General features: G+C 69.3%; 25 protein-coding genes and 2 pseudogenes. 17 read left to right on the top strand and 10 right to left on the bottom strand.

The genetic code is table 11. The features are described from left to right. The first annotated feature begins 146 nt into the window (after window positions 1-146). The 3 genes from FHR82_RS11340 (at window position 147) to FHR82_RS11330 (ending at window position 3,025) form a co-directional block, all read left to right on the top strand. The gene (locus FHR82_RS11340; protein WP_184810218.1) at window positions 147-1,115 is read left to right on the top strand and encodes a S41 family peptidase; all 969 of its coding nucleotides are present in this window, start codon (window positions 147-149) and stop codon (window positions 1,113-1,115) included. Window positions 1,116-1,581: 466 nt separating this feature from the next. Beyond that, entirely contained in the window at window positions 1,582-2,100 is a 519-nt protein-coding gene (locus FHR82_RS11335; RefSeq protein WP_311771014.1) for a SigE family RNA polymerase sigma factor, read from the top strand. Continuing rightward, complete coding sequence (locus FHR82_RS11330; protein WP_184810216.1) at window positions 2,090-3,025, top strand: hypothetical protein; 936 nt, start codon at window positions 2,090-2,092, stop codon at window positions 3,023-3,025. Before FHR82_RS11335 ends, FHR82_RS11330 begins: the two co-directional genes overlap by 11 nt. 179 nt (window positions 3,026-3,204) lie before the next feature. Here FHR82_RS11330 and FHR82_RS11325 read toward each other — a convergent pair whose 3' ends face one another. From FHR82_RS11325 to FHR82_RS11315, 3 genes are all read right to left on the bottom strand, one after another. Beyond that, window positions 3,205-4,122 carry an alpha/beta hydrolase gene (locus tag FHR82_RS11325; RefSeq protein WP_184810215.1) on the bottom strand — a complete coding sequence of 306 codons (918 nt, stop codon included), beginning with the start codon at window positions 4,120-4,122 and terminating at the stop codon, window positions 3,205-3,207. Between the two features lie 171 nt (window positions 4,123-4,293). Next, the gene (locus tag FHR82_RS11320; protein ID WP_225943775.1) at window positions 4,294-5,280 is read right to left on the bottom strand and encodes an RNA polymerase subunit sigma-70; all 987 of its coding nucleotides are present in this window, start codon (window positions 5,278-5,280) and stop codon (window positions 4,294-4,296) included. Between the two features lie 206 nt (window positions 5,281-5,486). After that, complete coding sequence (locus FHR82_RS11315; RefSeq protein ID WP_184810213.1) at window positions 5,487-6,431, bottom strand: quinone oxidoreductase family protein; 945 nt, start codon at window positions 6,429-6,431, stop codon at window positions 5,487-5,489. A gap of 137 nt (window positions 6,432-6,568) precedes the next feature. Between FHR82_RS11315 and FHR82_RS11310 the strand changes: the two genes are divergently transcribed. From FHR82_RS11310 to FHR82_RS11290, 5 genes are all read left to right on the top strand, one after another. Further along, window positions 6,569-6,991, top strand: a complete 423-nt coding sequence (locus FHR82_RS11310; protein WP_184810212.1) for a MarR family winged helix-turn-helix transcriptional regulator — start codon at window positions 6,569-6,571, stop codon at window positions 6,989-6,991. 377 nt (window positions 6,992-7,368) lie between these two features. Further along, window positions 7,369-7,527, top strand: a complete 159-nt coding sequence (locus tag FHR82_RS11305; RefSeq protein WP_184810211.1) for a hypothetical protein — start codon at window positions 7,369-7,371, stop codon at window positions 7,525-7,527. 250 nt (window positions 7,528-7,777) lie between these two features. Continuing rightward, the gene (locus FHR82_RS11300) at window positions 7,778-7,933 is read left to right on the top strand and encodes a DUF6307 family protein (RefSeq protein ID WP_184810511.1); all 156 of its coding nucleotides are present in this window, start codon (window positions 7,778-7,780) and stop codon (window positions 7,931-7,933) included. 128 nt (window positions 7,934-8,061) lie between these two features. Beyond that, window positions 8,062-9,093, top strand: a complete 1,032-nt coding sequence (locus FHR82_RS11295) for a fatty acid desaturase family protein (RefSeq protein WP_184810210.1) — start codon at window positions 8,062-8,064, stop codon at window positions 9,091-9,093. Between the two features lie 529 nt (window positions 9,094-9,622). Beyond that, entirely contained in the window at window positions 9,623-10,426 is an 804-nt protein-coding gene (locus tag FHR82_RS11290) for a hypothetical protein (RefSeq protein ID WP_184810209.1), read from the top strand. 113 nt (window positions 10,427-10,539) lie between these two features. On the opposite strand, the gene FHR82_RS11285 is transcribed toward FHR82_RS11290, so the two are convergent. The 5 genes from FHR82_RS11285 to FHR82_RS11265 form a co-directional block, all read right to left on the bottom strand. Next, a complete protein-coding gene (locus FHR82_RS11285) occupies window positions 10,540-11,877 on the bottom strand; it encodes a tetratricopeptide repeat protein (RefSeq protein ID WP_184810208.1) in 1,338 nt (445 codons plus the stop codon). Beyond that, the gene (locus FHR82_RS11280) at window positions 11,874-13,127 is read right to left on the bottom strand and encodes an ATP-binding protein (RefSeq protein ID WP_184810207.1); all 1,254 of its coding nucleotides are present in this window, start codon (window positions 13,125-13,127) and stop codon (window positions 11,874-11,876) included. The genes FHR82_RS11285 and FHR82_RS11280 overlap by 4 nt, the downstream gene beginning before the upstream one ends. After that, a complete protein-coding gene (locus FHR82_RS11275; protein WP_225943776.1) occupies window positions 13,124-13,543 on the bottom strand; it encodes a hypothetical protein in 420 nt (139 codons plus the stop codon). The genes FHR82_RS11280 and FHR82_RS11275 overlap by 4 nt, the downstream gene beginning before the upstream one ends. A gap of 266 nt (window positions 13,544-13,809) precedes the next feature. Next, window positions 13,810-14,880, bottom strand: a complete 1,071-nt coding sequence (locus FHR82_RS11270; RefSeq protein ID WP_184810205.1) for a CU044_5270 family protein — start codon at window positions 14,878-14,880, stop codon at window positions 13,810-13,812. Continuing rightward, complete coding sequence (locus FHR82_RS11265) at window positions 14,877-15,437, bottom strand: RNA polymerase sigma factor (RefSeq protein WP_184810204.1); 561 nt, start codon at window positions 15,435-15,437, stop codon at window positions 14,877-14,879. Before FHR82_RS11265 ends, FHR82_RS11270 begins: the two co-directional genes overlap by 4 nt. Before the next feature lie 184 nt (window positions 15,438-15,621). Between FHR82_RS11265 and FHR82_RS47955 the strand changes: the two are divergent. The 7 genes and pseudogenes from FHR82_RS47955 to FHR82_RS11235 all read left to right on the top strand — a co-directional run. Beyond that, window positions 15,622-15,705: pseudogene (locus FHR82_RS47955) on the top strand (TetR family transcriptional regulator); the annotation flags it as partial. A 13-nt stretch (window positions 15,706-15,718) separates the two neighbouring features. Continuing rightward, complete coding sequence (locus tag FHR82_RS11260) at window positions 15,719-16,084, top strand: hypothetical protein (protein WP_225943777.1); 366 nt, start codon at window positions 15,719-15,721, stop codon at window positions 16,082-16,084. A 26-nt stretch (window positions 16,085-16,110) separates the two neighbouring features. After that, the gene (locus FHR82_RS11255) at window positions 16,111-16,866 is read left to right on the top strand and encodes an ankyrin repeat domain-containing protein (protein ID WP_221463613.1); all 756 of its coding nucleotides are present in this window, start codon (window positions 16,111-16,113) and stop codon (window positions 16,864-16,866) included. Then, window positions 16,863-17,156, top strand: a complete 294-nt coding sequence (locus FHR82_RS11250; RefSeq protein ID WP_184810202.1) for an alkylmercury lyase — start codon at window positions 16,863-16,865, stop codon at window positions 17,154-17,156. The genes FHR82_RS11255 and FHR82_RS11250 overlap by 4 nt, the downstream gene beginning before the upstream one ends. Window positions 17,157-17,432: 276 nt before the next feature. Then, entirely contained in the window at window positions 17,433-17,780 is a 348-nt protein-coding gene (locus FHR82_RS11245; RefSeq protein WP_225944175.1) for a DUF6355 family natural product biosynthesis protein, read from the top strand. Window positions 17,781-18,414: 634 nt separating this feature from the next. Continuing rightward, window positions 18,415-18,585, top strand: coding sequence for an alpha/beta hydrolase (locus tag FHR82_RS45195; RefSeq protein WP_221463612.1), 171 nt, complete (start codon window positions 18,415-18,417; stop codon window positions 18,583-18,585). Between the two features lie 154 nt (window positions 18,586-18,739). Continuing rightward, window positions 18,740-19,741 carry an ArsR/SmtB family transcription factor gene (locus FHR82_RS11235; RefSeq protein WP_184810199.1) on the top strand — a complete coding sequence of 334 codons (1,002 nt, stop codon included), beginning with the start codon at window positions 18,740-18,742 and terminating at the stop codon, window positions 19,739-19,741. Window positions 19,742-19,885: 144 nt separating this feature from the next. On the opposite strand, the gene FHR82_RS11230 is transcribed toward FHR82_RS11235, so the two are convergent. Continuing rightward, complete coding sequence (locus FHR82_RS11230) at window positions 19,886-20,314, bottom strand: hypothetical protein (RefSeq protein WP_184810198.1); 429 nt, start codon at window positions 20,312-20,314, stop codon at window positions 19,886-19,888. 51 nt (window positions 20,315-20,365) lie between these two features. Between FHR82_RS11230 and FHR82_RS45905 the strand changes: the two are divergent. Together FHR82_RS45905 and FHR82_RS45900 are read left to right on the top strand one after the other, a co-directional pair. Then, a pseudogene (locus FHR82_RS45905) lies at window positions 20,366-20,557 on the top strand (aminotransferase); the annotation flags it as partial. Window positions 20,558-20,636: 79 nt separating this feature from the next. Next, complete coding sequence (locus tag FHR82_RS45900; protein WP_225945319.1) at window positions 20,637-20,813, top strand: hypothetical protein; 177 nt, start codon at window positions 20,637-20,639, stop codon at window positions 20,811-20,813. A 107-nt stretch (window positions 20,814-20,920) separates the two neighbouring features. Here FHR82_RS45900 and FHR82_RS11220 read toward each other — a convergent pair whose 3' ends face one another. Next, complete coding sequence (locus FHR82_RS11220) at window positions 20,921-21,715, bottom strand: hypothetical protein (protein ID WP_184810197.1); 795 nt, start codon at window positions 21,713-21,715, stop codon at window positions 20,921-20,923. Between the last annotated feature and the right edge of the window lie 205 nt (window positions 21,716-21,920).

Below are 21,920 nucleotides of genomic sequence, written 5' to 3'. Positions count from 1 at the left end.
ACGGATAGATCGCGTCCCACGGATGGGCTAGATCTAGTCATTGCCCACGGGACACCCTCCCGGCGTTGACCGCGGCAGAGGTGGTCGAACCCGAAGGAGCACGTCGATGGGCGTGTCACGATGCCAGGTGATGGCAAGGTAGCGGTATGCGAAGGATGGTTGGCGCTCTCGCAGTGGTCGTGCTGCTGCTGGGGGTTGGTGGTGACGCGACCGCCCGCGGTGTACCGATGTCCCATGCCGCCTACGACTACCTCGAAAGCGCGCTGACCCTGTTGCAGGACAAGGCGTTGGACCGGTACACCGTGGACTGGCGGAAGATCCGCGGCGACGCGTTCGAGATGGCGCGGGACGCCAGCGAACCGGCGGACACCTACAGCGCGATCCGTGGCGCGATCGCCACGATCGGCAATCGCCACACCAGGTTGATCCCGCCGGGCGAAGCCGTGCCACCGCCTGCGGCCCGGATTCCCGTACCGGAAGGGGAACTGCTGTACGGCCGGTTCGCACAGATCACGATCCCCGGTATCCAGGCGGATCAGGCTGGTGAAGAGCGGTATGTGTCGGCGGGGCAGGCGGCGGTCCGGACACTGGACGCGGCAGCACCGTGCGGGTGGCTGGTCGATCTGAGAGCAGATGAGGGCGGGAACATGTGGCCGATGCTGACGGTCCTCGCGCCACTGCTCGGTGACGGACGACTCGGGTCGTTCGTTGGACCGGACGGCCGTAGCGTGCACTGGGAGATCCGTGGCGACGACGTGGTGCTGGGCGGGCAGGTGGTGGGCACGAACCCGGTGCGACTGACCAGGCCGGCACCGCCGGTCGCCGTGCTCACGTCCCAGTACACGGGAAGCGCCGGGGAAGGAACGCTCGTGTCGTTCCTCGGACTGGACAGAGTGCGCACCTTCGGCCTGCGCACCGCCGGATTATCCACCGCCAACGAGCCGTACGAGCTCTCCGATGGCGCCATACTGGTACTCACCGTCGCGACCATGGCCGACCGGACCGGACGCCGATACGGAACACCGATCGAACCGGACGTGCCGGCGTCCCCCCGCACTGGTGCGGACGTGGCCGCCGCGACGACGTGGCTCGCTGATCAACCGGGATGCACGTAAACCGTGCACCGTCTACCGGCGCGGTCCCGGAGTGGTGGCTCTCGCCGTCTGGTCACGCCGGCGCTCGATGAGACGGTGAAGCCGATCGCCGAGGACGCCGATTCTCGTGATGTCGGCCCAGCTGAGCTGCGGGTTGAGGTGCGCGCGGGGATCCAGGTGGAGCACGGCAGGGCCGACTGTGAACGAGCGTAGAGCCTCCTAGGAGCCGGACCAGAGCGAGTTCGCCCAGACCAGAGCTGTGATCGCGGCGCCGATCAGTTGGGATCCGCTGATCGCGTCCGGGCGCAGAACGGCGACAAGCCGTGTGGGAACGGGCATGGAGGACCGTCAACCAGCTTAGCAACTCCGGTAGGCGCCGAGGCGTAGCGGCGTACACCCTCGCCGGGACGGGCGAAGCCATGGCGCGTGCAACCTCCCATGGGCCGACTGCGTTCTTATCCCGTCCAAGATCTGCGGAAGGATGCCGGTGGCCGGTTCAGATGAAGACTTCGCCGACTTCTACGCGGCGCGGTTTGACGGGGCGCTGCGCACCGCGTACGCGCTGTGCGGTGACTGGGTCGAGGCGGAGGAACTGGCCCAGGGAAGCTTCGTCCGGCTGTACCCGAAATGGTCACGCGTGGCCGGCGGCAACGCGGACGGCTACCTGCGCACCACCCTCGTCCGGCTCTTCCTCGACGCCAGGCGGCGGGGCCGCGCGAAGGAACACCTGGTCGCCGAGACGCCCGAGCGGTCGGACCACTCGAGGGACCTGGCACGCGTCGACGAGCAGCAGTCGCTGCTGGCGGCACTACAGGACGTGCCACCGAGGCAACGGGCCACGCTCGTGCTGCGCATCGTCCACGACCTGCCCGTCGAGCAGGTCGCGCAGGTGCTGCGGTGCTCGGCGGGCACCGTCAAAAGTCAACTGTCACGAGGGATACAGGCGTTGCGGGCGGCGTACCGCGACGCCGACACACCGGAGCGGAGCGTGCGAGATGTGGGATGAGGATGACCTCGGGGCCGCGTTGCGGGCCGAACTGGCGCAACGGACCCCGCCAAGGCCCCGCGGCGGGCTGGCCGACGCGGTCGCCCGTGGCCGGCGGCGGCGTCGGCGCCAACAGTTCGGCGCTGCGCTGGCGGCGGCGGCCGCAGTCGTCGCCGGTGTGGCCACGGTGGTCGTCAGCGCGGGAGCCCTGCCCTCCGACGGTCAGAACGTCGCCGCGACCGGGACGACCTCGACCGGGATGTCCCCGACCGAAGCGCCGTGGCCGCGGGCCGACCTGCCGGCGCACTCCCCGCACACCACATGGACTCCGGCGCCGACCGCACCACCACCAGCCGGCCGGCCGACCGAGCCAGTGCCCAGGTGCGAGATCCCCGACCTCACCGACCGTGACCTGGACAGCGTCCGCGCCGACCTGTCGGCGCTGCAACAACAGGTCTGGCAGGCTCTGGCCGCCGTGGCCGATGACGCGACGGTGGGCCTGCTTGGCGAGACGAAGCTGCCGTCCACCAGGCCGAACACTGGCCACACGTTCACCTACGACGTCGACGTGTCCGACACCGGGGGCACCGGCAGCGTGAGGTTCTCCTTCGGCCGGTTCACCGGTGATCCACTAACCGCGGCGGACGACCAGGCGTACGACATGTACAACTGTCAGGCGCCGAAACGGCACGTGCTGGCGGACGGGACGGTGTTGCAGATCTACGACGTGGCGCCGAGCGATCCGTTCGCGTCGCTGAACCAGACCCTGCGGATCTACCTGCCGGACGGGCAGCTGTACTCGCTGTCGGTGCGGAACTTCGGCAGTCCGGACTTCGCCACCAACCGGGAGGATCCCGGGCACCCGCACCGGGTCGGCGCCGGACGGCCGACACTGCCGCTGACGGAAAGGCAGCTCGCCGAACTGGGTCTGGCCATGGTGGGCTGACCCTCAGCCGGGACCTGGCCCGGCTGGCAGCGCCCGGCGCGTTCTGCCTCGTCCACCGGTCGCGCCTCGACGACGAGCTCGCGCAGCGTCTCGGGATGAGGGAGCCGTTCTTTGTAGGTGGTCCCGGGTGCCCGTCCACGGCGTCGAGGACGGGCACCCGGGGTTCTCGGGGTGCGACGTCAGTCAAGACCGAGCCTGGGGCGCACCCACTCGGCCAGCTTCCTGATCGCCTCGTCGGCGGCTGGTGACCGGCCGGCCCCCATCTGCCAGGTGTGCTCCTGGCCGTCGAAGATCTCGACCTTGACCTCCACGCCCTCCTTCTCCGCGAGCGCGGCCAGTCTGAGACCGTCATCGAGAATCATCTCGGTGCCGCTTGCCTGGATGTACACCGGAGGCAGGCCGGAGAGGTCGGCGTAGAGCGCGTTGATGGCCGGGTCGGTCGGGTCGCCGTGCTCTCCCAACAGGATCTGCGAGAGGAAGCCCAGGTTCATCGGCGTCTCGCCGCCGAAGATGGAGTCCGTCATCACGTTGGTCGTGCGGGTCTCGCCACCGTTCTCGATGTCGAACCACGGCGAGAGCGGCATGACGGCGGCGGCGACCGGCAGGCCCCGGTCGCGGGCGTGCAGCATGGTCAGGATGCTGAGCCCGCCACCGGCCGAGTCACCGGTGACCGCGATGTGCTCGGCGCTGATCCCCTGGTCGAGCAGCCAGCTGTAGGCCGCCGTGGTGTCGTTCACCTGGGCGGGATGCTGGTGTTCCGGCGTCAGTCGGTAGTCGACGATCAGCGCCCGCGCGCCCGCCATTTTGGCGATGTGGGCGAACATCTTGCGGTGGGTGTACATCGAGCCGCCGATGAATCCGCCACCGTGCAGGCTGAGAAGCACCCGGTCCGCCGCGCTGCCCTTCGGCGTCGCCCACATGGCCGGCACGCCACCGGCGTCGACCTCGACGTAGTCGACACCGCCGGGCTCGGTGGTCGCATCGCCCCAGTGCTCGTTGAGATCGCGGGACTCTTCCAGCGAGATGGGCGGGTTCTGGGCGAATGCCGCGTTCACCATCCGGTAGTGCTCTGTCAGCCAGTCGTTCTTGCTCGCCATCTCATGGTCTCCTTCTGCGGATCACGCCGTCCTACCTATGACTGGTCGGCGGCTCACAAGGAATCGCTGGGGTCCTGCCGCACAGACACGACCTCCGCAACTCAGAGCGGCGTTCTGCGGGCAAGGAACCACCGCTGTGTATGAGCCCTGCTCGCGGCGTGACCGGATCGGCTAGGAGATGACGGCCGGGAACCCGAACCGTTCCACCAGGGCCGCCTCGCCGAAGGCGAAGATCCGGGCGATCCCGGTCGCGGTCGTGGCAAGCACGCCGATGCCGTAGGCATGATGACGTCCGTCGTCGCCGAGCAGGTAGGCCGCCGCCGCGGGTTGGCCGTTGGCTGTCGTCGGGAGCATCTTCCAGGTGCCCCGAACACCCACTGCGCGGCTGAGGAACGGCATGCACGTCGCCTTGCCGGCGAACCAGATCCCGGACGGGACCATCTCCAGCGCGGCGTCGGTTCGCAGCGCCTTCTCGAGCGCCTGGGTGTCGGCGTTCGAGAAGCCCGCCATGTACTGCGCGAGCAGCTCGCGTGCACGCGGGTCATCGGGTTCCAGCAGCTCCTCCTTGACGGGGGCGACCTCCGCCAAGCGCGCCCGGGCCCGCTGAAGAGCACTCTTCACCGCGACGGTGCTGGTGTTGAGCATCGTCGCCACCTCCGACGCGGGGAATGCCAGGACGTCACGCAGGATGAGAACGGCCCGTTGCCGGGCGGGCAGGTGCTGCAGGCTTGCGATGAGTGCGAGCCTGACGCTGTCCCGGGAGGTCACGATTTCCGCGGGGTCGTTGTGCGAGCCCGCCACGACCCCATCCGCGATCGGTTGTATCCACGAGGCATCCCGGTCGGGGGCGGGTGGATCGATGGCCGGGTTGGTGCTCGGCGCGCCGAGACCCGAGGGCACCGCCCGACGGCCGCGTCGGTCGAGAGTGGACAGGCAGGTGTTGGTGGCGATGCGATAAAGCCAGTTCCGCAGCAGATCCTTCTGCTCGAGCCTGGCGTAGGCGCGCCACGCCCGCAGGTAGGTCTCCTGCAGGGCGTCCTCCGCCTCGTCCCACGAACCGAGCACGCGGTAGCAGTGCGCCAGCAGGCCGCGGCGGTACGGCTCCGCTTCCCGCGCGAACTCGTCGTCCTTCGCTCCTACCTCAGCCTTCCCGATCAACGATGTGTTCCTTCCTGAACGGCCGCTCATGACGTATAGACCGGGCGGCGCCCGAGAAGGAATCGGTCGTCGCCGACATCACCCGGTGCGCTTGCCGAGCAACTGGGTGCCTCGGGGCTGACACCCTCGAACGTTTCCGGCACGTCGTCACGAGCACCACCAAGCCACCCCTCCCGGTCGTGGCGATGCTCGGCGGTTGTCGCGTCCTACCCGACCTCGAGGGCCAGCTTCCCGACATAGTGATCGTTCAGAGCGCGATGCGCATCCTTGATCCGCTCCATCGGGAAGGTCCGGGCGACGTGGACCTCGAAGGAGCTCGCCTCGATGATCGCGTTCAGCCGATCGGTGGCGGTGGGGCTTCGATCCCCGTCGTAGTAGGACATCGTCGCGCCCGGCGACGTCACAGGCGCGGGCAGCAGACCGCTCGGGCAGGCGATCCGTCCCGAGCTCTTGATCGCGCGAAGAGCCCGTTCGGCGATCTCGCCTCCGACGGTGACCAGAGCCCCGTCGAGCCCGCCTGGCGCGAACTCGAAGGCCGCGGCCGGCACATCGTCTTTGCGGCCGTCGATGACGGCGTCGGCGCCCAGCCGCCTGGCCAGGGCGACACCGTCGTCACCGGAGGCCACGGCCAGCACTCGGATGCCGCTGTGCCGCGCCAGCTGCACGGCCTGGTGCCCGATGCCCCCGCTGGCCCCGAAGACCATGAGCGTTTCGTCCGGTCGTAGACCGAGCAGGTCGAGACCGCTCAGTGCGGTCAGGGCATCCCACGCCATCGCGCCGGCCTGTTCGGTCGGCAGCCGGTCGGGCACGCGCGCGACGAACTCCGCCTCCACGACGGCGTACTCGGCGTAGAAACCGCCGCGCGGCGCCGGTATCGTCGTGGCGTAGACGCGCTCACCCAGGTCGAACCGGGTGACGTCGCGTCCCTTCGCGGCCACCGTGCCCGCCGCGTCCCAGCCGAGGACGTAGGGGAAGACCGAAGGACCGAAAACGCCGTCGTAGTCCCCCTTCCGCTCGACCGCGTCCCAGGACGCGACCCCTGCGAACTCCACCTGGATGAGGACGTCGTCGTCGCCGACCTCCGGGAGCGGTAGCCGGCGCAGCGAGAGTTCGTCGACTCCGCCGAACCGGTCAAGGGCCACCGCCTTCATCCGCGGCACCACGATCGCGCCGCCCGCCGCGCCCTCGACTCTGCTGTCCATCGAATCTCCTTGTTTACTTGAGTGGCTCAAGCATTATTGGACCACAGCTATTTGAGCCAATCAAGTAACTGCTCTAAGCTGGGAGTATGGCGCTGCCGAACAGACCCGTAGCCACCTCGTCCGAGACCGAGGCTGCCTTGTTCGACCTGGTCGACGTGTACGACCGCGCCTACGAGACGGCCGCGGCCGAGCTGTCGCTCAGCCCGGCGCAGGCATGTGTGCTCGGGCGACTCGACGAGCGACGCGGCATGGGCGCCTTGGCCGAGGAGCTCGGCTGCGATGCCTCCAACATCACCCAGATCGTCGCCCGGCTCGAAGCGCTCGGTCTCGTGACCCGCGAACCGAACCCCCGGGACCGCCGCGCACGACTCGTCGCCCGAACCCCCCGGGGAGATGAGGTCAACCACCGGTTCGCGACAGCCTTCACCTTCGCCCGCACGGCGGTCGGACGACTCTCACCCGACGAACAGGACCAGTTGACGGCGCTGCTGCGAAAAGCACTGGGCTGACACGCACCCGCGGCCCACCCGATCAAGGCGGATCCTCCTCAAAACACGCACTTGGCTTGTTGTTCAAGGTGTGCGTCGCGACGTGTCCGCGTTCCAGGCGTAGGGTTAGGGTGTCGCTCGGACCCTGGTGGTCGGCGATCTCCGAGTCGACGACGTCGTGGCAGGAACTCGGCCCGTGATCACGGTCGATTCAGTCACCAGGCAGTACGGCACTTTCACCGCGGTGGATGATGTCAGTTCGTGACCAGAGTCGAGGTCAAGTGACCGTCTCCCGACCAAGTGGACAGTCCGCTGTGACTCCATCCACCACGACACACAGGACGGAGCTGCTCATGCAGCGAACCGCGTCGTACCGAACCACTGACGACCAACTTCTGTTGGAGGAGCCCACCGGCGTCTTCCGGCTGACGCCGCGATGTGAACGGCGCCCGGCGGAACTCGGTGTACCTGCCGGGAGGCAGGTGCGGGTGGAGCTTCGCGACGCCGACGGCCACCTGCTGGACTCGCTGACCTTCACCGTGCCGTCGATCGACTGATGGCCCTGCCTGCCTGACGTCGGTGGTGACGAATCCCGCGAAGACTCACAGCCGATTATCAGCACATCGGTGGTCAGCGGGCGTAGGATCAAGGCATCGGGGCCGATGACACCCGCGTTCGAGGTGCCGGTTCCGGGCAGACCCTCGTACGGTGCGCCCAGACCCTTCCGCACCGCTCCGAAACCTCCTCCGCCTCACGCGGCGCCACTTCGTGGTTCGCGAGGAGCGCGGCTGACACAAGGACAACACCATGACAGACATCACGTACGTCTCCCGCTACGAGCGACGGGTCTCCTTCGTACAGGACGTCCTCGCGAAGAACTCGACGCTCGCCGACGACGTCGCCCGCGAGCTCGCCGTGCAGGTCGTCTACGCCATCGACCACATTCCCGAGCCGACCCGCTGAACTCCCCTCCGCGGTGGGTCGCCGATCAAGCAACGTGCGACGGTGGATAGAGCAGCGGGCGTCGCCCGCGGCACAAGGCCACCCCAGTCCCCGGTGCGGCTCGACGCACCAAGAAAGCGGTGGCGCACATGACGTCTCTCGTTGCCTCGTCCACGGCGCCGGTCGGCAGCCGGGACTACGGCGAACTGTCCCAACTGGTCAGGAAGGCCGGTCTGCTCCGCAGACGTCACGGCTACTACGCCGTGAAGATCACCCTCAACGTCCTCGCCTTCGCGGGTGGCTGGGTGGCTTTCTTTCACGTCGGTGACTCGTGGTGGCAGCTGTTCCTCGCCCTGTTCTTCGCCGTGATGTTCGCCCAGCTGTCGTTCATCGGACACGACGCCGGGCACAAACAGATCTTCCGCAGTGGGCGGGCGAACGACGTCGTCGGTTTCTGGCACGGCGGGATGGTCGGTCTCAGCTACGCGTCCTGGATGTCGCAGCACACCCGCCACCACGTCAGCCCCAACCACGAGGACGACGACCCCGACATCCACATCCCGGCGATCGCCTTCACCGAGGAACAAGCGCGGGAGAGACGCGGGTTCTTCCGCTGGATGGCCAAGTACCAGGCCTTCTTCTTCTTTCCCCTCCTGCTGCTCGAAGGCTTCAGCCTGCACGTGTCCAGCGTGAAAGCGTTGTGGCGCAGGGACCTGAGGTCGCGCAGGGTGGAGATGGTGCTGTTGGTGGCACACTTCGCCGCTTACCTCTCTGCGGTCTTCCTCGTCCTCTCGCCGCTCACGGCGGTGGCTTTCATCCTGGTGCACCAGTGTCTCTGGGGTGTCTACATGGGATGTTCGTTCGCCCCCGGGCACAAAGGCATGCCCACCATCGCGCCCGGCCAGAGGATCGACTTCCTCCGCAGGCAGGTGCTCACCTCCCGGAACGTCCGCGGTGGCAGGTGGGTCGACTTCGCCATCGGCGCGCTCAACTACCAGGTGGAACACCACCTCTTCCCCAGCATGCCCCGGCCGAACCTGCGTCTCGCCCAACCGATCGTCCGCGCCTTCTGTGCGCGAAAGGACATCGAGTACTCGCAGTGCGGATGGCTGCGGACCTACGGGTACGTGCTGCAACACCTCCACGCCGTCGGCGCACCACTGCGGCAGGCCGACCGCTGACGACGAGAACGACGACAGGGCGCCTGGTGGTCAAGCTCGCGACCTCACCTCCGGACTGACCGGACCAGGAACAGGCACTGAGACGACGCCTCGGATACGGCATCCGGGGCGTCGCGTGCGCGGTGGAGGAGTTCGCGCGGCCGGCACGAAGCACGGTAATTCCGGATGGACGCCGATCGGAGTTCGTGCCCGATATTTCGCGACTCCATTTGGGGGGCTGGGGTGTCGGTCATCTGGGCGAAGCGATAGGCTGTTGTTTGTTACCCCAGACCTCGGATGCCTGACCTGCCCGCGATTGCGGAACGCAGATCACGAGCCGAGGTATTTTTTTGCGTGGATGAATTGCACGCGACCCGTTGGCCAATCGGGTTGAATTGTGTGTACGCCCGTCCGCGTTTATCTCCCGCCGGCGTATCGCGCCGAGGTGGGTCTCCTCTATCCTGTTCCAGGAATTGAAGTAATCATGCGACGTATATTTACCATCGCTCAGGCCCTGTTCGGGGCCGCTATCGCAGCCGGGGGCTTGATCGTGGCCGCCCCGGCGGCGCAGGCCATCACCATTCCGGTGGCGTGCGGTGAGAACGCTCTGGTGGCGGCGGTGAACCTGGCCAACTCCACCCCGACCTCGGACACCCTCGTCCTGGCGGGTGGTTGTACGTATGGCATGACCACCAGCCACGGGGGCCCGTCCAACGCTCTGCCGGTGATCACCACCCCGATCGCGATGATCGGCCCGGCCACCGTCACCAACGCCTCACCGCTGGGGCTCGGGCTGTTCCGGATCGCCGAGGTCGGCCCGACCGGCCGCCTCACCCTCACCACCGGGGTCGCGTTCACCCGCGGCAACGTGCTCGGTGACGGGGGCGGCATCCTCAACCGCGGCGCGGTCACCCTCACCGGTAGCACCCTGACCGGCAACACCGCGTCGGGCAACGGCGGCGGCCTCGCCAACGCCGACACCCCGAGCGGCACCGCACCGGCCGCGACGTTCACCAACAGCCCACTGTCGGGCAACCTCACCCTGCTCGGCGACGGCGGCGCCATCTACAACGGCCTGCGCGGCACGCTCACGGTCACCGGAGTCACCGGCAGCCCCCTGTTCATCACCGGCAACAGCGCCGGCCGGGGCGGCGGCATCTCCGCGGTCAACTCCACCGCCACCACGCTCACCCAGACCGCCGTCACCAACAACCACGCCCTGCCGGCCGTGGGCAACTCCGGCGGCGTCTACCGCCAGGGCGGCACCATGACCACCACCAACTCACCCATCACCGCCAACACCCCGAACAACTGCGTCGGCAGTGTCCCCGCCGTGCCCAACTGCACCGGGTAACCACCGCGCCAGACGCATCGACAGAGCCCGACCGGTGTGGGCCGTTGACTTGGTGGATGTATCGCCAGGTCGGCGGCCCTTCCTGGTGGTGTGGGGGGCGCGACCGCCGGCGGTCAGCGACGTCCCGGGGACAGGGGCAGGTCGGTCGGGAGATCCTCGGTCTTCCGGGGTGCTGGTCGCGGGTCCGGACCACCGAAGCCGGCCACCCGGTCCCAGATCCAGTCGGCCATCGACGCGGCGACGGGTTCGTCGGGATGTCCGGGTCGACGCTTGACCAGCGCCCCGAACGCGACGACGACCAGGTACGCCCCGGCGTCGTCGGTCATCACCTGTTCCCAGATCTCGTTCTCAGGCCAGTCCGGGTGCGCTGCCTGGTCGGCCTCGATCTCGGTGCTCATGGCGATGATCTCGGCTGTCGACATCAGGCGGAACGGCTCGGCCAGCCCCCAGGCGGCGCCGGAGCCGGGCTGCTGGCCGTCGTGCCAGGCCACCAGGTCCTCCGCGGCGATGGAACCGATCTTGTCGCTCTCGGTCTCATCGGAGATCGGGGCTCCTGGTCGCAGGGTGGCGCGCAGGTCGGCGGGCAGCACGTCGTCCAACGCCGCCAGCGCGGAATCCAGGTCGGTGCCGAGCACCTGGTCGCGGAGTTGCTGCCACGCCATCTCGATCAACCCGGTGCGGCGGATGTCCTCCAGGGTGATGTCTTTGGCGTGCGCGTTCTCGACGATCCCCAGCATCGTCCGAGCCGTCTCCACCAGGTTCTGCAGCAGGTCTTCGGTCGGGTTCTCGCGCAGCAGTCGCAGACCGAGTTGTTCGGCGTCGGTGAACCGGTACTGCACCAGGTAGGCCCAGCCGAGCAGCAGAGCGACCCAGGAGTTCGCCGCATCGGCCCGGACGGCCTCCTCGGCCGCGGGGACGAACCGGTCGGGTGGTGCGAGGCTCCCCAGCAGATACTCCGCGCGTTTCCCGAGCGCTTTGGGGAGATCGTCCGGCGCCGTCCGGGAGCACAGTGCCACCGCCTCGTCGAGCTGGCGCCACCCGTCCTCGTGCTCCCCGCAGCGTGCCAGGACAGAGCCCAGCTCCATCCAGTCGTCCCAGTCCTCGTGGTCCTCGGCCAGCACGGTGTGCGCCCACCGCAGCGCCCCGGGATGATCGTGCTCAGCGAACGCCAGACGCCGCAGGGCACGAGCCGCGCTGATGAACTGGCGGTCGCGGCGGCCGGCCACCTGGAGGTAGAGACGCCGCGCCTCGTCAGCCTCGCCACGTGCCTCACGGTGATAGCCGAGCAACAGCGACGCGCTGCTTCGCTCCGGCTGGGCCGCGAGCACCTGCAGCGCCAGTTCGGCGACCTTGGGATGCGCCGGCTGTGCTCCGAGGAGCTCCCAGGCCAGGTCCAGGGTCCGCTCCACGGCATCGGTGTCGTCGGCGGCCGTGCGGCCGAAGTCGCTCATCGCATGCCTCGCTTGACCCGGTACGCCCGGAGCTGGTCGAAGGTACCGTCGTCGACGCCGTACTCCAGCACCGGCGCCACCTGGTCGAACCAGGACATCGTGGACGGGGTGATGCCGCCGACCGCGGCCAGCATCGCGTCGGTGGTGACCGGCGCCAGCTCACCGCGGTTCATCGACTCGACCATCGCCTGCTGCAGGACGGTGGTCGTCAGGTGACTGAGGTCGGCACCGGAGAACCCCTCGGTCGCCGCCGCGACGGCAACGACATCGACATCGTCGGCAGGCTTGCCCGCCAGCGCGCCCTGGACGATCGCCGCCCTGGCGACCGCGTCCGGTGGCAGCACCAGCACCGTCTTGTCGATCCGGCCCGGTCGGCGCAGCGCGGAGTCGATGTCCCACGGCCGGTTCGTCGCGGCCAGGAAGTAGACCCCGTCGTTCGCGCCTGCCACGCCGTCGAGCTCCTCCAGCAGCTGGGTGACGAGCATCCGCATCGACTGCGACCCGCCGCCACCGGAGGTACGCCGTCCGCCGAGCGCGTCGAACTCGTCGAAGAAGATCACGCACGGCGCGGCCGCGCGTGCATTGCGGAACACGCTCTGGATTGCCTTCTCGCTCTCCCCGATCCACTTGCTGAGCAGGTCCGCGAGGGTCACGTGGATGAAGGACGCGCCGAGATCGCCTGCGATCGCCCTGGCGATGAACGTCTTGCCGCAACCGGGTGGGCCGTACATCAGCAGCGACCCGCCCGGCTTCTGCCCGAACGCGGCCGCCAACTCGGGATTGCGCAGCGGAGCCAGGAACGCGGTGTCCAGGTGCCGCTTGACCTCGGCGAGACCCGCGACGTCGGCCAGCGTCACCGCCGGGCGCTCGGCGTCCCACAGCGACGCCGACACAGCGGCGCTGCTGTCCTGACGGTCCTCGTCGGCCGGGGTCGGAACCGGTTTCTGCTCGCTTCCCCCGGACCGCACCGTCGGCGCGGATGACGCGGCCGGGGGCGCAGCGATCTCGGCGGGCGGCGGCGGGTTCGAGGCTCGCAACCGCGCCGCCATCAGCCGGGCGCGCAGCAGACGGATCCGCGCCGGATCACCGCCGAGGGCCTCGAGGGCTGCCAGTTCGGTGGCGGCACGGCCTGGGTCCTGCTCCAGCAGCAGCGTGACGAAGTCCTCACGCAACGCCAGATTGCTGGGGTCGGCCGCCACCTCGCGCGCGATCACCTCGACGAAGCCGTCGCCCGGATTGGCACCGTTCACCGCGCGGCCCCTTCGATCCAGCCCTTGAGCAGACCCAGGTTCGCCAGCGGGATGTAGTGACCGAGCCGCGGATGGTCCAGCGTCACACCGACGACGCCGGCCTTGCCGAGCGAGGCGACGTAGTCGATCGCAGCCGGCATCGGCACCGCGAACAACGGCACCGCGCCACCCTCCGAGTCGACCAGCCCGAGGCTGCGGGCGGCTTCGTTCGCCCGTGCGGCGCTGCTGTAGAGGCAGATCATCGGCCCCTGCTCGGCGGCCACACCGTAGGGACTGGGTCGGTCGGCCGGGCCCCGCGCGATGAAGAACCAGTGCTCCAACCCGGTCACCTGCCGCCACAGCGCGATCTGCGCCGTCGTGTCTCCTGCGGGCGCTGCTTTGACCGCCTCATCGAGGCGGTCCAGCTCGGCGACCATCTCGGGGTCGTTGTCTCTGGTCATTCGGTTCTCTCTCGTCTGCTCAGCTGTCCGCGGTGGCGGTCGCGCCCCTGAACGCGCGCACCCGTCCAGTTTCAAGACCAGAGACAAGCATGCCGTCGATCATGGCGAACAGGCGGTCGAACGTGTCACCGTCGACCACGTTTCTTCTCACATCCGGGCGACCCGCACAGCGGCAGGTGAGTGCGTTCGCCCGATGCGATGGACAGGCCCCGCTCAGGTTCCTGAGCGGGGCCTCGTCCCTGTCAGCGGGTGGCGCCGACCGCGTCGACGACCACCGGGTTGGACACCGACGTGTAGGAGACGATCGTGCCCGGCGGCAGGTCGGAGTCGTCGGACACGTGGACCGTCCGCTCACCGATGTACTGGCCGGTGGCCGGGTCGATGATCAGGTCGTGCCGCACGCCGTACTCGGTGAGTCCCAGGGCGGTGCCCTGGTGACCGTCGAGGTTGGCGACCCGCTCGGTGACCTCCAGACCCGGCAGCAGGGCGAGAGCCCGGTACAGCGCGGCACGGAGGTCGGCCGGGGCCCGGCCGGAGGTCAGCGTGGCGCCGACCCGGTTCATCACCCACGACGCGTCACTCATCGCCACGGGCATGGGCTTGCGGCGCAACAGGTCGTAGAGCTGACGGGGGTCGCGAGTCACCGACTCCAGGAACTCCGCGCTCGGGTACCTCGACCAGTCGCCGCTGCCAGTGCAGGGCTTCACCTCTTCGTGAACTTCCGTTGACAGTGGCTCGATGCCGGCCGCTTTCGCTCGTTCTTCGTCGCCTACCACCCACTCGCGGCCGGTCGCGTGGGAGCGGGCCACGCACTGCTGTGCGAGGTCGGCCGGCACCCATTCCTCGTGCGTCCACTCGTCCAGAGCGATGAACGGGCCGGTGTCGTCGCCGTCGGCATGTGCCGTGAGGTGGTGACCCAGCCCCCGGCTGTGTGAGGCGATGTAGCGGTACTGGCCCGGTTCGATCGGCTCGTCGACCGGGTTGATGTTGTCCGCGGCGGAGTTGAGCGTTGCCGCAGCGCTCGCGGCCGGGGCAGGGCTGTCGGACCGCACGGCCTGCACGAACAGCACACCGGCGGCCAGCACCACGGCCGCGGCGGCCGAGGTGATCAGTCTGCGTGGCGGGCTGCGGAGCAACCGCTTCCTGGGCAGTGGCACCACCGCGGCATCCGGCTGGGGTCCGGTCGTCACCGGGACCGCCTCGATGAGGGTCTGCAGTCGGGCCCGGCTGGCGGCGAACGCCTCGTCGGACAGCTCCGGCACGTCCGTACGCAGGTCACTGATCAGTTCGTCGAGTGGATCACGGTCAGTCATGCGCCTTCTCCTCCTTGGTCGAGACGGCCGCGCAGCTTGGTGCGTGCGCGGTGCAGGTGGGTGCGGACGGTCTGCACGTTCAGGTCGAGCGCGGCGGCGATCTCCACCGGGCGCAGGTCCGCCCACGCCACGAGCAGCAGCACGTCCCGTTCCTCGGGTCGCAGCGCCGCCAGCCCATCGGCGAGTGCACGGACCGCGCGGCCGGCGTCGACACGGGCGGCGCTCGCGGCGTCCTCCGACTCGACCACCGCCGCCCGGCCGGCGTCCCTGGCCATGGCACGTAACGTGTTGGCCTCCGTGCGGGCGTGCTGGCGCGACAGGTTGGTCGCGATGCCGAACAGCCAGGCCCGCGCGGTGCCACGGGCCGGGTCGTACCGCGCCCGCCGCGCCCACGCGACGAGGAACGTCTCGGCCAACAGGTCGTCCGCGACCGCCGGGTTCAGCCGCCTCGCCAGGTATCGGTGCAGGTCACGCGCATGTGCGTCGTGCAGCTTGGTCAGCGCGGGACCGCCGGCTCGCCCGGAGAGGTCGGGACGGTCGGAGTCCACGTCGGTCATCGTCACACCAAGTACTTGCGCAGGTGGCGCTGACCGTTTCAAGAAGGCCGTTCAGCGCGGTGCTGGAACTGGTGCTGTCCGTGCCGGCTGATCGCGGGCAAACCCGTTCTCGCGGCGGTTTCCGGCGCTGGGTGCGCGCCCTCTTCGTTCAATACGTCGGTGCGCCGGGTTCGTGGCGACGAACCTCGACGACGTGGCGGCGGAGGCGGGGATCACCCGGGTGCTGCTCTACCGGCACTTCGACACGAAGGCCGATCTCTACCGCGCCGCACTGGACGTGCGTGCGCGCGCCTCACCGACGCGGTCGGCGCGGACGACTTACCGAGAACAGCATCAGCGCACTCGTCCACGCCGCCGCGGCAGACCCCGACGGTTTCCGGCTGCTGTTCCGGCACGCGGCCCGCGAACCCGAGTTCCGCGACATCACCGACGCCCTCACCACGACCTCGGCCGAGGTCGCCCACCGCAACCTCGCCGCCGCCCTTCCCGACGGACCCTGGACCCGGTGGGCCGCCGGGCTCCTGCCCACGTTCACCACCGAGGCCGTCATCGCCTGGCTGGACATCGGCGGCCCGGACCCGGACCAGGCCGCCGATCGCATCGGCCGCGCTGTCCACGGCATCATCGACGCGGCAGGCCCACGCTGAGGAAGGGCGACGCCACGATGGCGACGATGAGCGAGGACGACCCGGTCGCGGCAGCGGCGGTCACCGCGATCCACGGTGGTGACGTGGCGGCTCTCCGCGAGTTGCTGGCCGAACACCCCGCACTCGCGAGGGCGCGGTTGTCCGACCGCACCGCCGACGGTGCCGACTGCGCGCGGACGCTCCTGCACGTGGTCGCCGACTGGCCGGGCCACTTCCCGCGTGGCGCGGACTCGGTCGCCGCCCTCGTCGCGGCGGGCGCGGACGTCGACGCGCGGTTCGAAGGCGCCCACCACGAGACGCCGCTGCACTGGGCGGCCAGCTGCGACGACGTCGCCGTGCTCGACGCCCTCCTCGACGCGGGCGCCGACATCGACGCCCCAGGCGCGGTGATCGGCGGCGGCACCCCGCTGTCCGACGCCACCGCCTTCGCCCAGTGGGCGGCCGCGTTCCGACTCGTCGAACGCGGCGCCACCACCACGCTGTTCACCGCGGCCACGCTCGGTCTGCAGGATCGCGTCGCCGCGCACTTCGCCACGGCCACGCCGGACCGCGACGAGATCGACGCCGCGTTCTGGGGTGCCTGCCACGGCGGCCGCCTGTCCACCGCCCAGTACCTCGCGGCCCACGGCGCCGACGTCAACCGGGTCGCGCCCTGGGAACCCGCGACGCCGCTCGACGCCACGCTGCGCACCAGCCCCGCCGCAGAGAACCTCATCCGCTGGCTACGTGGACGAGGTGCCAAACCGGCCCGCGGCCTGACCGGACGGACGCCACAACAGTGATTATCGAGATCCTCCACGTCTCCGGCTGCCCCAACGTCGACCTGCTCGACCAGCGCCTCGTCGAAGCACTCGCCGGCCGGCCCGCGGTGGTGACGCACACCCTGGTGTCCGACCTGGACACCGCGACGACGGTCGGGATGACCGGCTCGCCGACCCTCCTGCTGGACGGCGCCGACCCGTTCACCCGCGACGGAGTTCAACCGAGCATGTCCTGCCGCCTCTACGGCCACGAGAACGGTCACGTCGACGGCGCCCCCTCGGTGGACGACCTTCGCCGTGTGCTCGGATAGCGCAGGAAGATCAGGAATCCGATGTCTGCTTCAACGCGCACCCAGGACGTGGTCCACAATGGACGAGCGGGACGCGCTGATGCGCTTGGGCACCGCGACCACGACAGAGTTTTCTTCATGCTGCCGGGTTTCGGACCGGACCGCCCCCTCGGCTCGGCACTGTGGCGATGCGTGACCGGTTTCGGCCAGGACTGAAATGTCTGGTCCCGGTCCGCGGTCCGCTGCCAGACTTTCCGCGCTGACTATCAGTTGTAGAAGGGGAGATCCGTGCTTCGAATGTTCGCGCGCGTGGCGGTCGCCGTTGCCGTCGCCGCCGGGGGATTGCTTGCCACCACCGGCCCGGCCACCGCGGCCCAGCCCACCGCGTCCACCAACACGTCCGTCGCCGCGCCCATCGCCGCGCCTGTCGCCGTCGCGGACGATCCGTGCGGCTTCTGGCGGGAGGGGAACTGGCTGATCGGGTACAGCTACTGGTACCGCCACTGCGCGAGCACCACGGTGTGGGTGCACATCACCTACTACGATGGCGGCTTCGAGGACACCTGTTTCGGCCCGTGGGAGAAGCGTCAGCTGTCGTGGCGGACCAACGGCGCCCACTCCGCCGGCCATCTGTGCGGAGGCTGACGTAGCTCGGAGGGCAGCATCGCCGGTCACGGTGATGCTGCCCTCGCGCTGGAAAGCCGCCGATCGACCCATCGTGCAAAGGTCGTACCGAGATCGTCGGCCACTCACTGCACGACGACTGGCCGGAACCGACACACGCATTCGGTCTCCTGTGTCTCCCGACCCCTCAACTTCGCGCAGTGGGCCGCCCACCTGGGCACCGAGAACGTGGCGCGGGACATTGACTTGTTGCGTGCCGCGGTCGGCGACGAGAGGCTGAACTTCTTCGGCTTCTCCTACGGCACCTAACAACCACGCCCAGTACCTCGCGCTCGAGGCCGCGCTCAACCGGTTCTTCACGTGGTGCGAGAAGGCACCGGGGCAGTGTTCGTTCGGCGACGGCCGGCCGGCGGAGGCGTTCCGCCGACCGCAGTCCGATCTGGACGCCGACCCGGTCCAGGCGACGCATGGCCGGATCATCGCGACCGGTGCGCTGCTGACACTGCGCGTCGCCATGGACCTCGGGAGCGCCGCTCCTACTGGCCGACGTTCGCCGCGGACCTGCGGGAGGTGGCCGCCACCCACGGCGGCTGGTACGTGCGCGAGGTGTCGGCCGGGTTCACGGCCTACCTCAACGCGAACACCGCGGTCGAATGTGCCGCGGACACTGACGAACGCACGCCTGCTCACCTTCGGCGGGGAAAGCCACACGGCGTGGCACCAGAGCTCGTGGGCGCAGGCGATCATCACCCGCTGTCTCGTCGACGGCACGCTGCCCGCGCCGAACACGGTGTGTGCCGACGAGCCGGTGCCAGAGGGCAGCTGACCTTCTTCCCGCCGTCCGGCTCCTGGATCCCGCTCCAGGGACCGGACGTGTTCCCGCATCCCGGGATCCAGGATTTCGTCTCATATTCAACTTCTTTGCCATTATGCTGTTATGAGTCCTGCTGGGGTGGGTAGGGAACATCAAGGGGTGGGCAGTGCTGCGGGTGCATTTCACGGCGGGGGACCTTGCTCGGGTACGCGTGCTCGATGAGCCGCACCCGTTGTGGGAGGTACTGCTGAGCCTGCACCTGTTGCAGACCCAGCAGGGTGCCGTGGCGTTCGGCGGCTGGCGTCGCGGCGTGCGGTCGAGCCCGCCGCCGCTGGTGCGGATGCTGACGACGTTGGCCCGCCCGAAGGGGTACTCACCGGACTTCCTCACCCCGCCGATCGACGCGCTGGACCTCGACACCGCGCTGGAGGCGGTGCTCGGCACCGGTAAGCGCCGGCTTCGCACCGACATCGGTGTGCTCGCGACCGAGGTGGCCGTGCCTGCGTGGGTGGGCGGCGTCGCGGACGGGGACGTCGCCACACTGGGGCGGCTGGCCGAGGCCGTCCGGGACTACCACGCGGTGGCGCTGGCGCCACACTGGCCGGTGATCCGGGCGCAGGTGCGGGCGAGCCGGACCCGTCGTGCCGAGCTCGCGGTGAGCGGCGGGATCGGGCACATGCTGGACACACTTCATCCCGGCGCGCGGTGGGATGGGTCGGTGCTGGAGGTGCCCTATCCGGTCGACCAGGATCTGCGTCTTGGCGGCCGTGGGCTCACGCTCGTGCCGTCCTTCTTCTGCTGGCAGCACCCGATCACGCTCGCCGACCCGGATCACCGGCCGATGCTGGTGTACCCGGTGGAGCGCAGCCTCGACTGGGCGAACGGCGACGGCGAGCCCCGGTCGGGGCCGCGCCCGCAGTCTCTGGGCGCCCTGCTGGGCCACACGCGTGCGGCGGTGCTCCTCACCATCGCGGAACGCCCACATCTGACCACCACCCAGCTCGCCCGCATCCTGGGCACCTCACCCGCGAGTGCCTCGCAGCACACGACCGTCCTCCGCGAGGCCGGACTGGTGAACACCCACCGCCACAACGGATCCGCGATACACACACTGTCCTCCCGCGGCACGACCCTGCTCGCGGAGCCGCTCCGGCAGCAGACCGCCTGACAGTTCGCCGTCCCACGATGCCCCGCAACGGGTGTCGGCCGGACAAGCCTGTCCCGCAGGCGGTCGTCCCTCGTGCTGTTCGCCGGCGAGCACCGGGCCCATGGCCTCCCGCGCGGCACTACTGGCCTGGCGCGGACGATCCGGTCAGGGGCAGGTCTCCTCGAGCTTGACGACTCCGAGGTCGACCCGTGACTCGGCCGTCAGCGCCGCGCCCGCGGCGATGTTCTGCGTGCAGACCTGCCAGTTCCGGTCGAGCACCTGGCTCCGGTCCTGCCCACCGAGGTCGTGCGAGCCGGTGAAGTAGACCCCGCCCGCCGTGACTGCCTGGACCTGGTCCTGGGCGGCCTGCAAAGTGGTCCCGACCAGGTTCGGCATCACCCACTGGTCGGCTGGCCGCGGGGCCGCCGCGGGCGGCTCCTGCGTGATCGCGGACGGGTCGGGGGTGTCCGGCGTCTTCTCGACCGTCACGGTGGCCGCCGGTTCCTCCCGCGGCGCCGAGCCGGTTCCGCATCCAGAGGCCAGGACGAGAACAGCACAAGCCCCGGCCGACACCAGGCCGGCGACAACCCGCATGAGTACCTCCCTTTCCCGACACTCACCTCATCGTGAACGCCCGGCCCCGCGTTGCGGAACCACTCGATCCTCACTCGGTCGAGTGAGTTCGAGGAGTGGGAGTTTCCCTACGCCGCACTGCTCGGCAGCGCAGCAGCGACGCGCTACGCCCGCGAGGTCGGCATCGAGGCCATCGAGCAGCGCACCCCGGCGCTCGCGGCCCGGCTGCGCGACCGGCTCACACCGGTCCCCGGGGTGCGCGTACTCGACCGCGGCCCGCGCCTTGCTTCGCTCGTCACCTTCGGCGTGGCGGGGCTGGCGGCCCCAGCCGTTCAAGGCGGCCATGGACGCCCGCGGTATCAACTCGGCGCTCAGCTTCCGCGAGTTCGCACAGTGCGACTTCGCGGACAAGGACGTCGAATGGTGCCTGCGTCTGTCGCCGCACTACTACAACACCGAGGAGGAGGTGGACCACGTCGCGGACGTGGTCGCGGACCTCGCCGGCCAGGGACGGCGATGACCGCCACCCTGGCACGGTTTTCGCAAAGCCTCTCGAGAAACGGCGACCCAGGCAGGCGATCCCACTTCGGGAACCGCCTGCCGAGGCAGCCGCATGGAGCCTGTCCGCTAGGCGAACATCCAGTACACGTCGAGACCGTTGTTGCGGACGACGATCGATGCCAGCCGCGTGATGCCGAGCCGGTTGCCGAACTGCGTGATCAGGTGCTCGACAAAGCTGGCGTTGGTGATGCCGAGCAGCGCGAGGAAACCCTCGTCCGCACGTGACGTCTCCACGGAGTAGGTGACTTCGCCGCCGGTCCAGTGCTTCGCACCGCCGTAGACCATTACCAGGTGCCCATCCGGGGACGACACGTGCTGGTGGGCGACGTAGGTAAACGGGTGTGCCTTGTCGATCGTCAGGCCAACCACGTCGTGCGCCAGCAGCACCAGCCCGTAGACGAGCTCGTTCTGCCGGTCGGCGACCGTCAGTGGCGCGGCGGGCAGTGTGTCCTTCGGTTTCGCCGCCGCGATCGCCTCCCAGCGCCGCCGACCGACCTTGACGGCCGCTGCCCAGGCCTCCTGTGCGACGTGTTCGGGGACCTGGCGCTTGCCGTTACCCAGGTCGTAGTAGCCAGCGTAGTTGTCGGGCTCCGTGCGTTCGATCAGCTCGATGGTGCCGACCACCACGCCCCGCTCCGCCGGGTTGACGTGTCCCTGAATCCGCTGGTTCGTGTTGCCAACGCGCCGGTCGTCGATGTCGTACTCGAGGACACCGGTGTCCTCGCGCCAGGAGTACTCGATCTTGGTGAACCCCAGTGCCCGGAACGGCTCTCCGACGTTACGCCGCTTGGCGTCGAGCACTCGCCCCGCCATGTCGGCGGATGGCGGCGCGGTCGGTTGTCCGGCGGTCGCGCTGGTCATGGGTGGACACCCCACGTGCTGTCACCCGGGTGCGTGCTCGGCATTCGTTCGACCTCTCCACAGTGCGGTCGCGTCCACCGGCCTGCGCCGTCCCCGACGCGCGCTGTCCGCCAGCCTACCGGAGTTGGCGCGCTGGTCATGGCGGCTCGTTCAGGCGTTTGGCCTCAATCCACCGCTCGGTGCGTCAGTGGCGACCGCGGCTTCT

The sequence above is a fragment of the Actinophytocola algeriensis genome, assembly GCF_014203735.1.
Lineage (GTDB): Bacteria > Actinomycetota > Actinomycetes > Mycobacteriales > Pseudonocardiaceae > Actinophytocola > Actinophytocola algeriensis.
The sequence above is the reverse complement of the archived record's forward strand: the minus strand, read 5'-3'. Positions and strand labels throughout refer to the sequence as shown.

What these genes read in the sequence shown, in the direction of transcription:
- FHR82_RS11300 (WP_184810511.1), top strand. Translation starts at nt 7,778, where the DNA reads ATGACAGACATCACGTACGTCTCCCGCTACGAGCGACGGGTCTCCTTC.
- FHR82_RS11270 (WP_184810205.1), bottom strand. Translation starts at nt 14,880, where the DNA reads ATGACTGACCGTGATCCACTCGACGAACTGATCAGTGACCTGCGTACG.
- FHR82_RS11220 (WP_184810197.1), bottom strand. Translation starts at nt 21,715, where the DNA reads ATGACCAGCGCGACCGCCGGACAACCGACCGCGCCGCCATCCGCCGAC.
- FHR82_RS11275 (WP_225943776.1), bottom strand. Translation starts at nt 13,543, where the DNA reads ATGGTCGCCGAGCTGGACCGCCTCGATGAGGCGGTCAAAGCAGCGCCC.
- FHR82_RS11330 (WP_184810216.1), top strand. Translation starts at nt 2,090, where the DNA reads ATGTGGGATGAGGATGACCTCGGGGCCGCGTTGCGGGCCGAACTGGCG.
- FHR82_RS11285 (WP_184810208.1), bottom strand. Translation starts at nt 11,877, where the DNA reads ATGAGCGACTTCGGCCGCACGGCCGCCGACGACACCGATGCCGTGGAG.
- FHR82_RS11295 (WP_184810210.1), top strand. Translation starts at nt 8,062, where the DNA reads ATGACGTCTCTCGTTGCCTCGTCCACGGCGCCGGTCGGCAGCCGGGAC.
- FHR82_RS11230 (WP_184810198.1), bottom strand. Translation starts at nt 20,314, where the DNA reads ATGCGGGTTGTCGCCGGCCTGGTGTCGGCCGGGGCTTGTGCTGTTCTC.
- FHR82_RS11340 (WP_184810218.1), top strand. Translation starts at nt 147, where the DNA reads ATGCGAAGGATGGTTGGCGCTCTCGCAGTGGTCGTGCTGCTGCTGGGG.
- FHR82_RS11245 (WP_225944175.1), top strand. Translation starts at nt 17,433, where the DNA reads ATGTTCGCGCGCGTGGCGGTCGCCGTTGCCGTCGCCGCCGGGGGATTG.
- FHR82_RS11315 (WP_184810213.1), bottom strand. Translation starts at nt 6,431, where the DNA reads ATGAAGGCGGTGGCCCTTGACCGGTTCGGCGGAGTCGACGAACTCTCG.
- FHR82_RS11325 (WP_184810215.1), bottom strand. Translation starts at nt 4,122, where the DNA reads ATGGCGAGCAAGAACGACTGGCTGACAGAGCACTACCGGATGGTGAAC.
- FHR82_RS11310 (WP_184810212.1), top strand. Translation starts at nt 6,569, where the DNA reads ATGGCGCTGCCGAACAGACCCGTAGCCACCTCGTCCGAGACCGAGGCT.
- FHR82_RS11265 (WP_184810204.1), bottom strand. Translation starts at nt 15,437, where the DNA reads ATGACCGACGTGGACTCCGACCGTCCCGACCTCTCCGGGCGAGCCGGC.
- FHR82_RS11255 (WP_221463613.1), top strand. Translation starts at nt 16,111, where the DNA reads ATGAGCGAGGACGACCCGGTCGCGGCAGCGGCGGTCACCGCGATCCAC.
- FHR82_RS45900 (WP_225945319.1), top strand. Translation starts at nt 20,637, where the DNA reads ATGGACGCCCGCGGTATCAACTCGGCGCTCAGCTTCCGCGAGTTCGCA.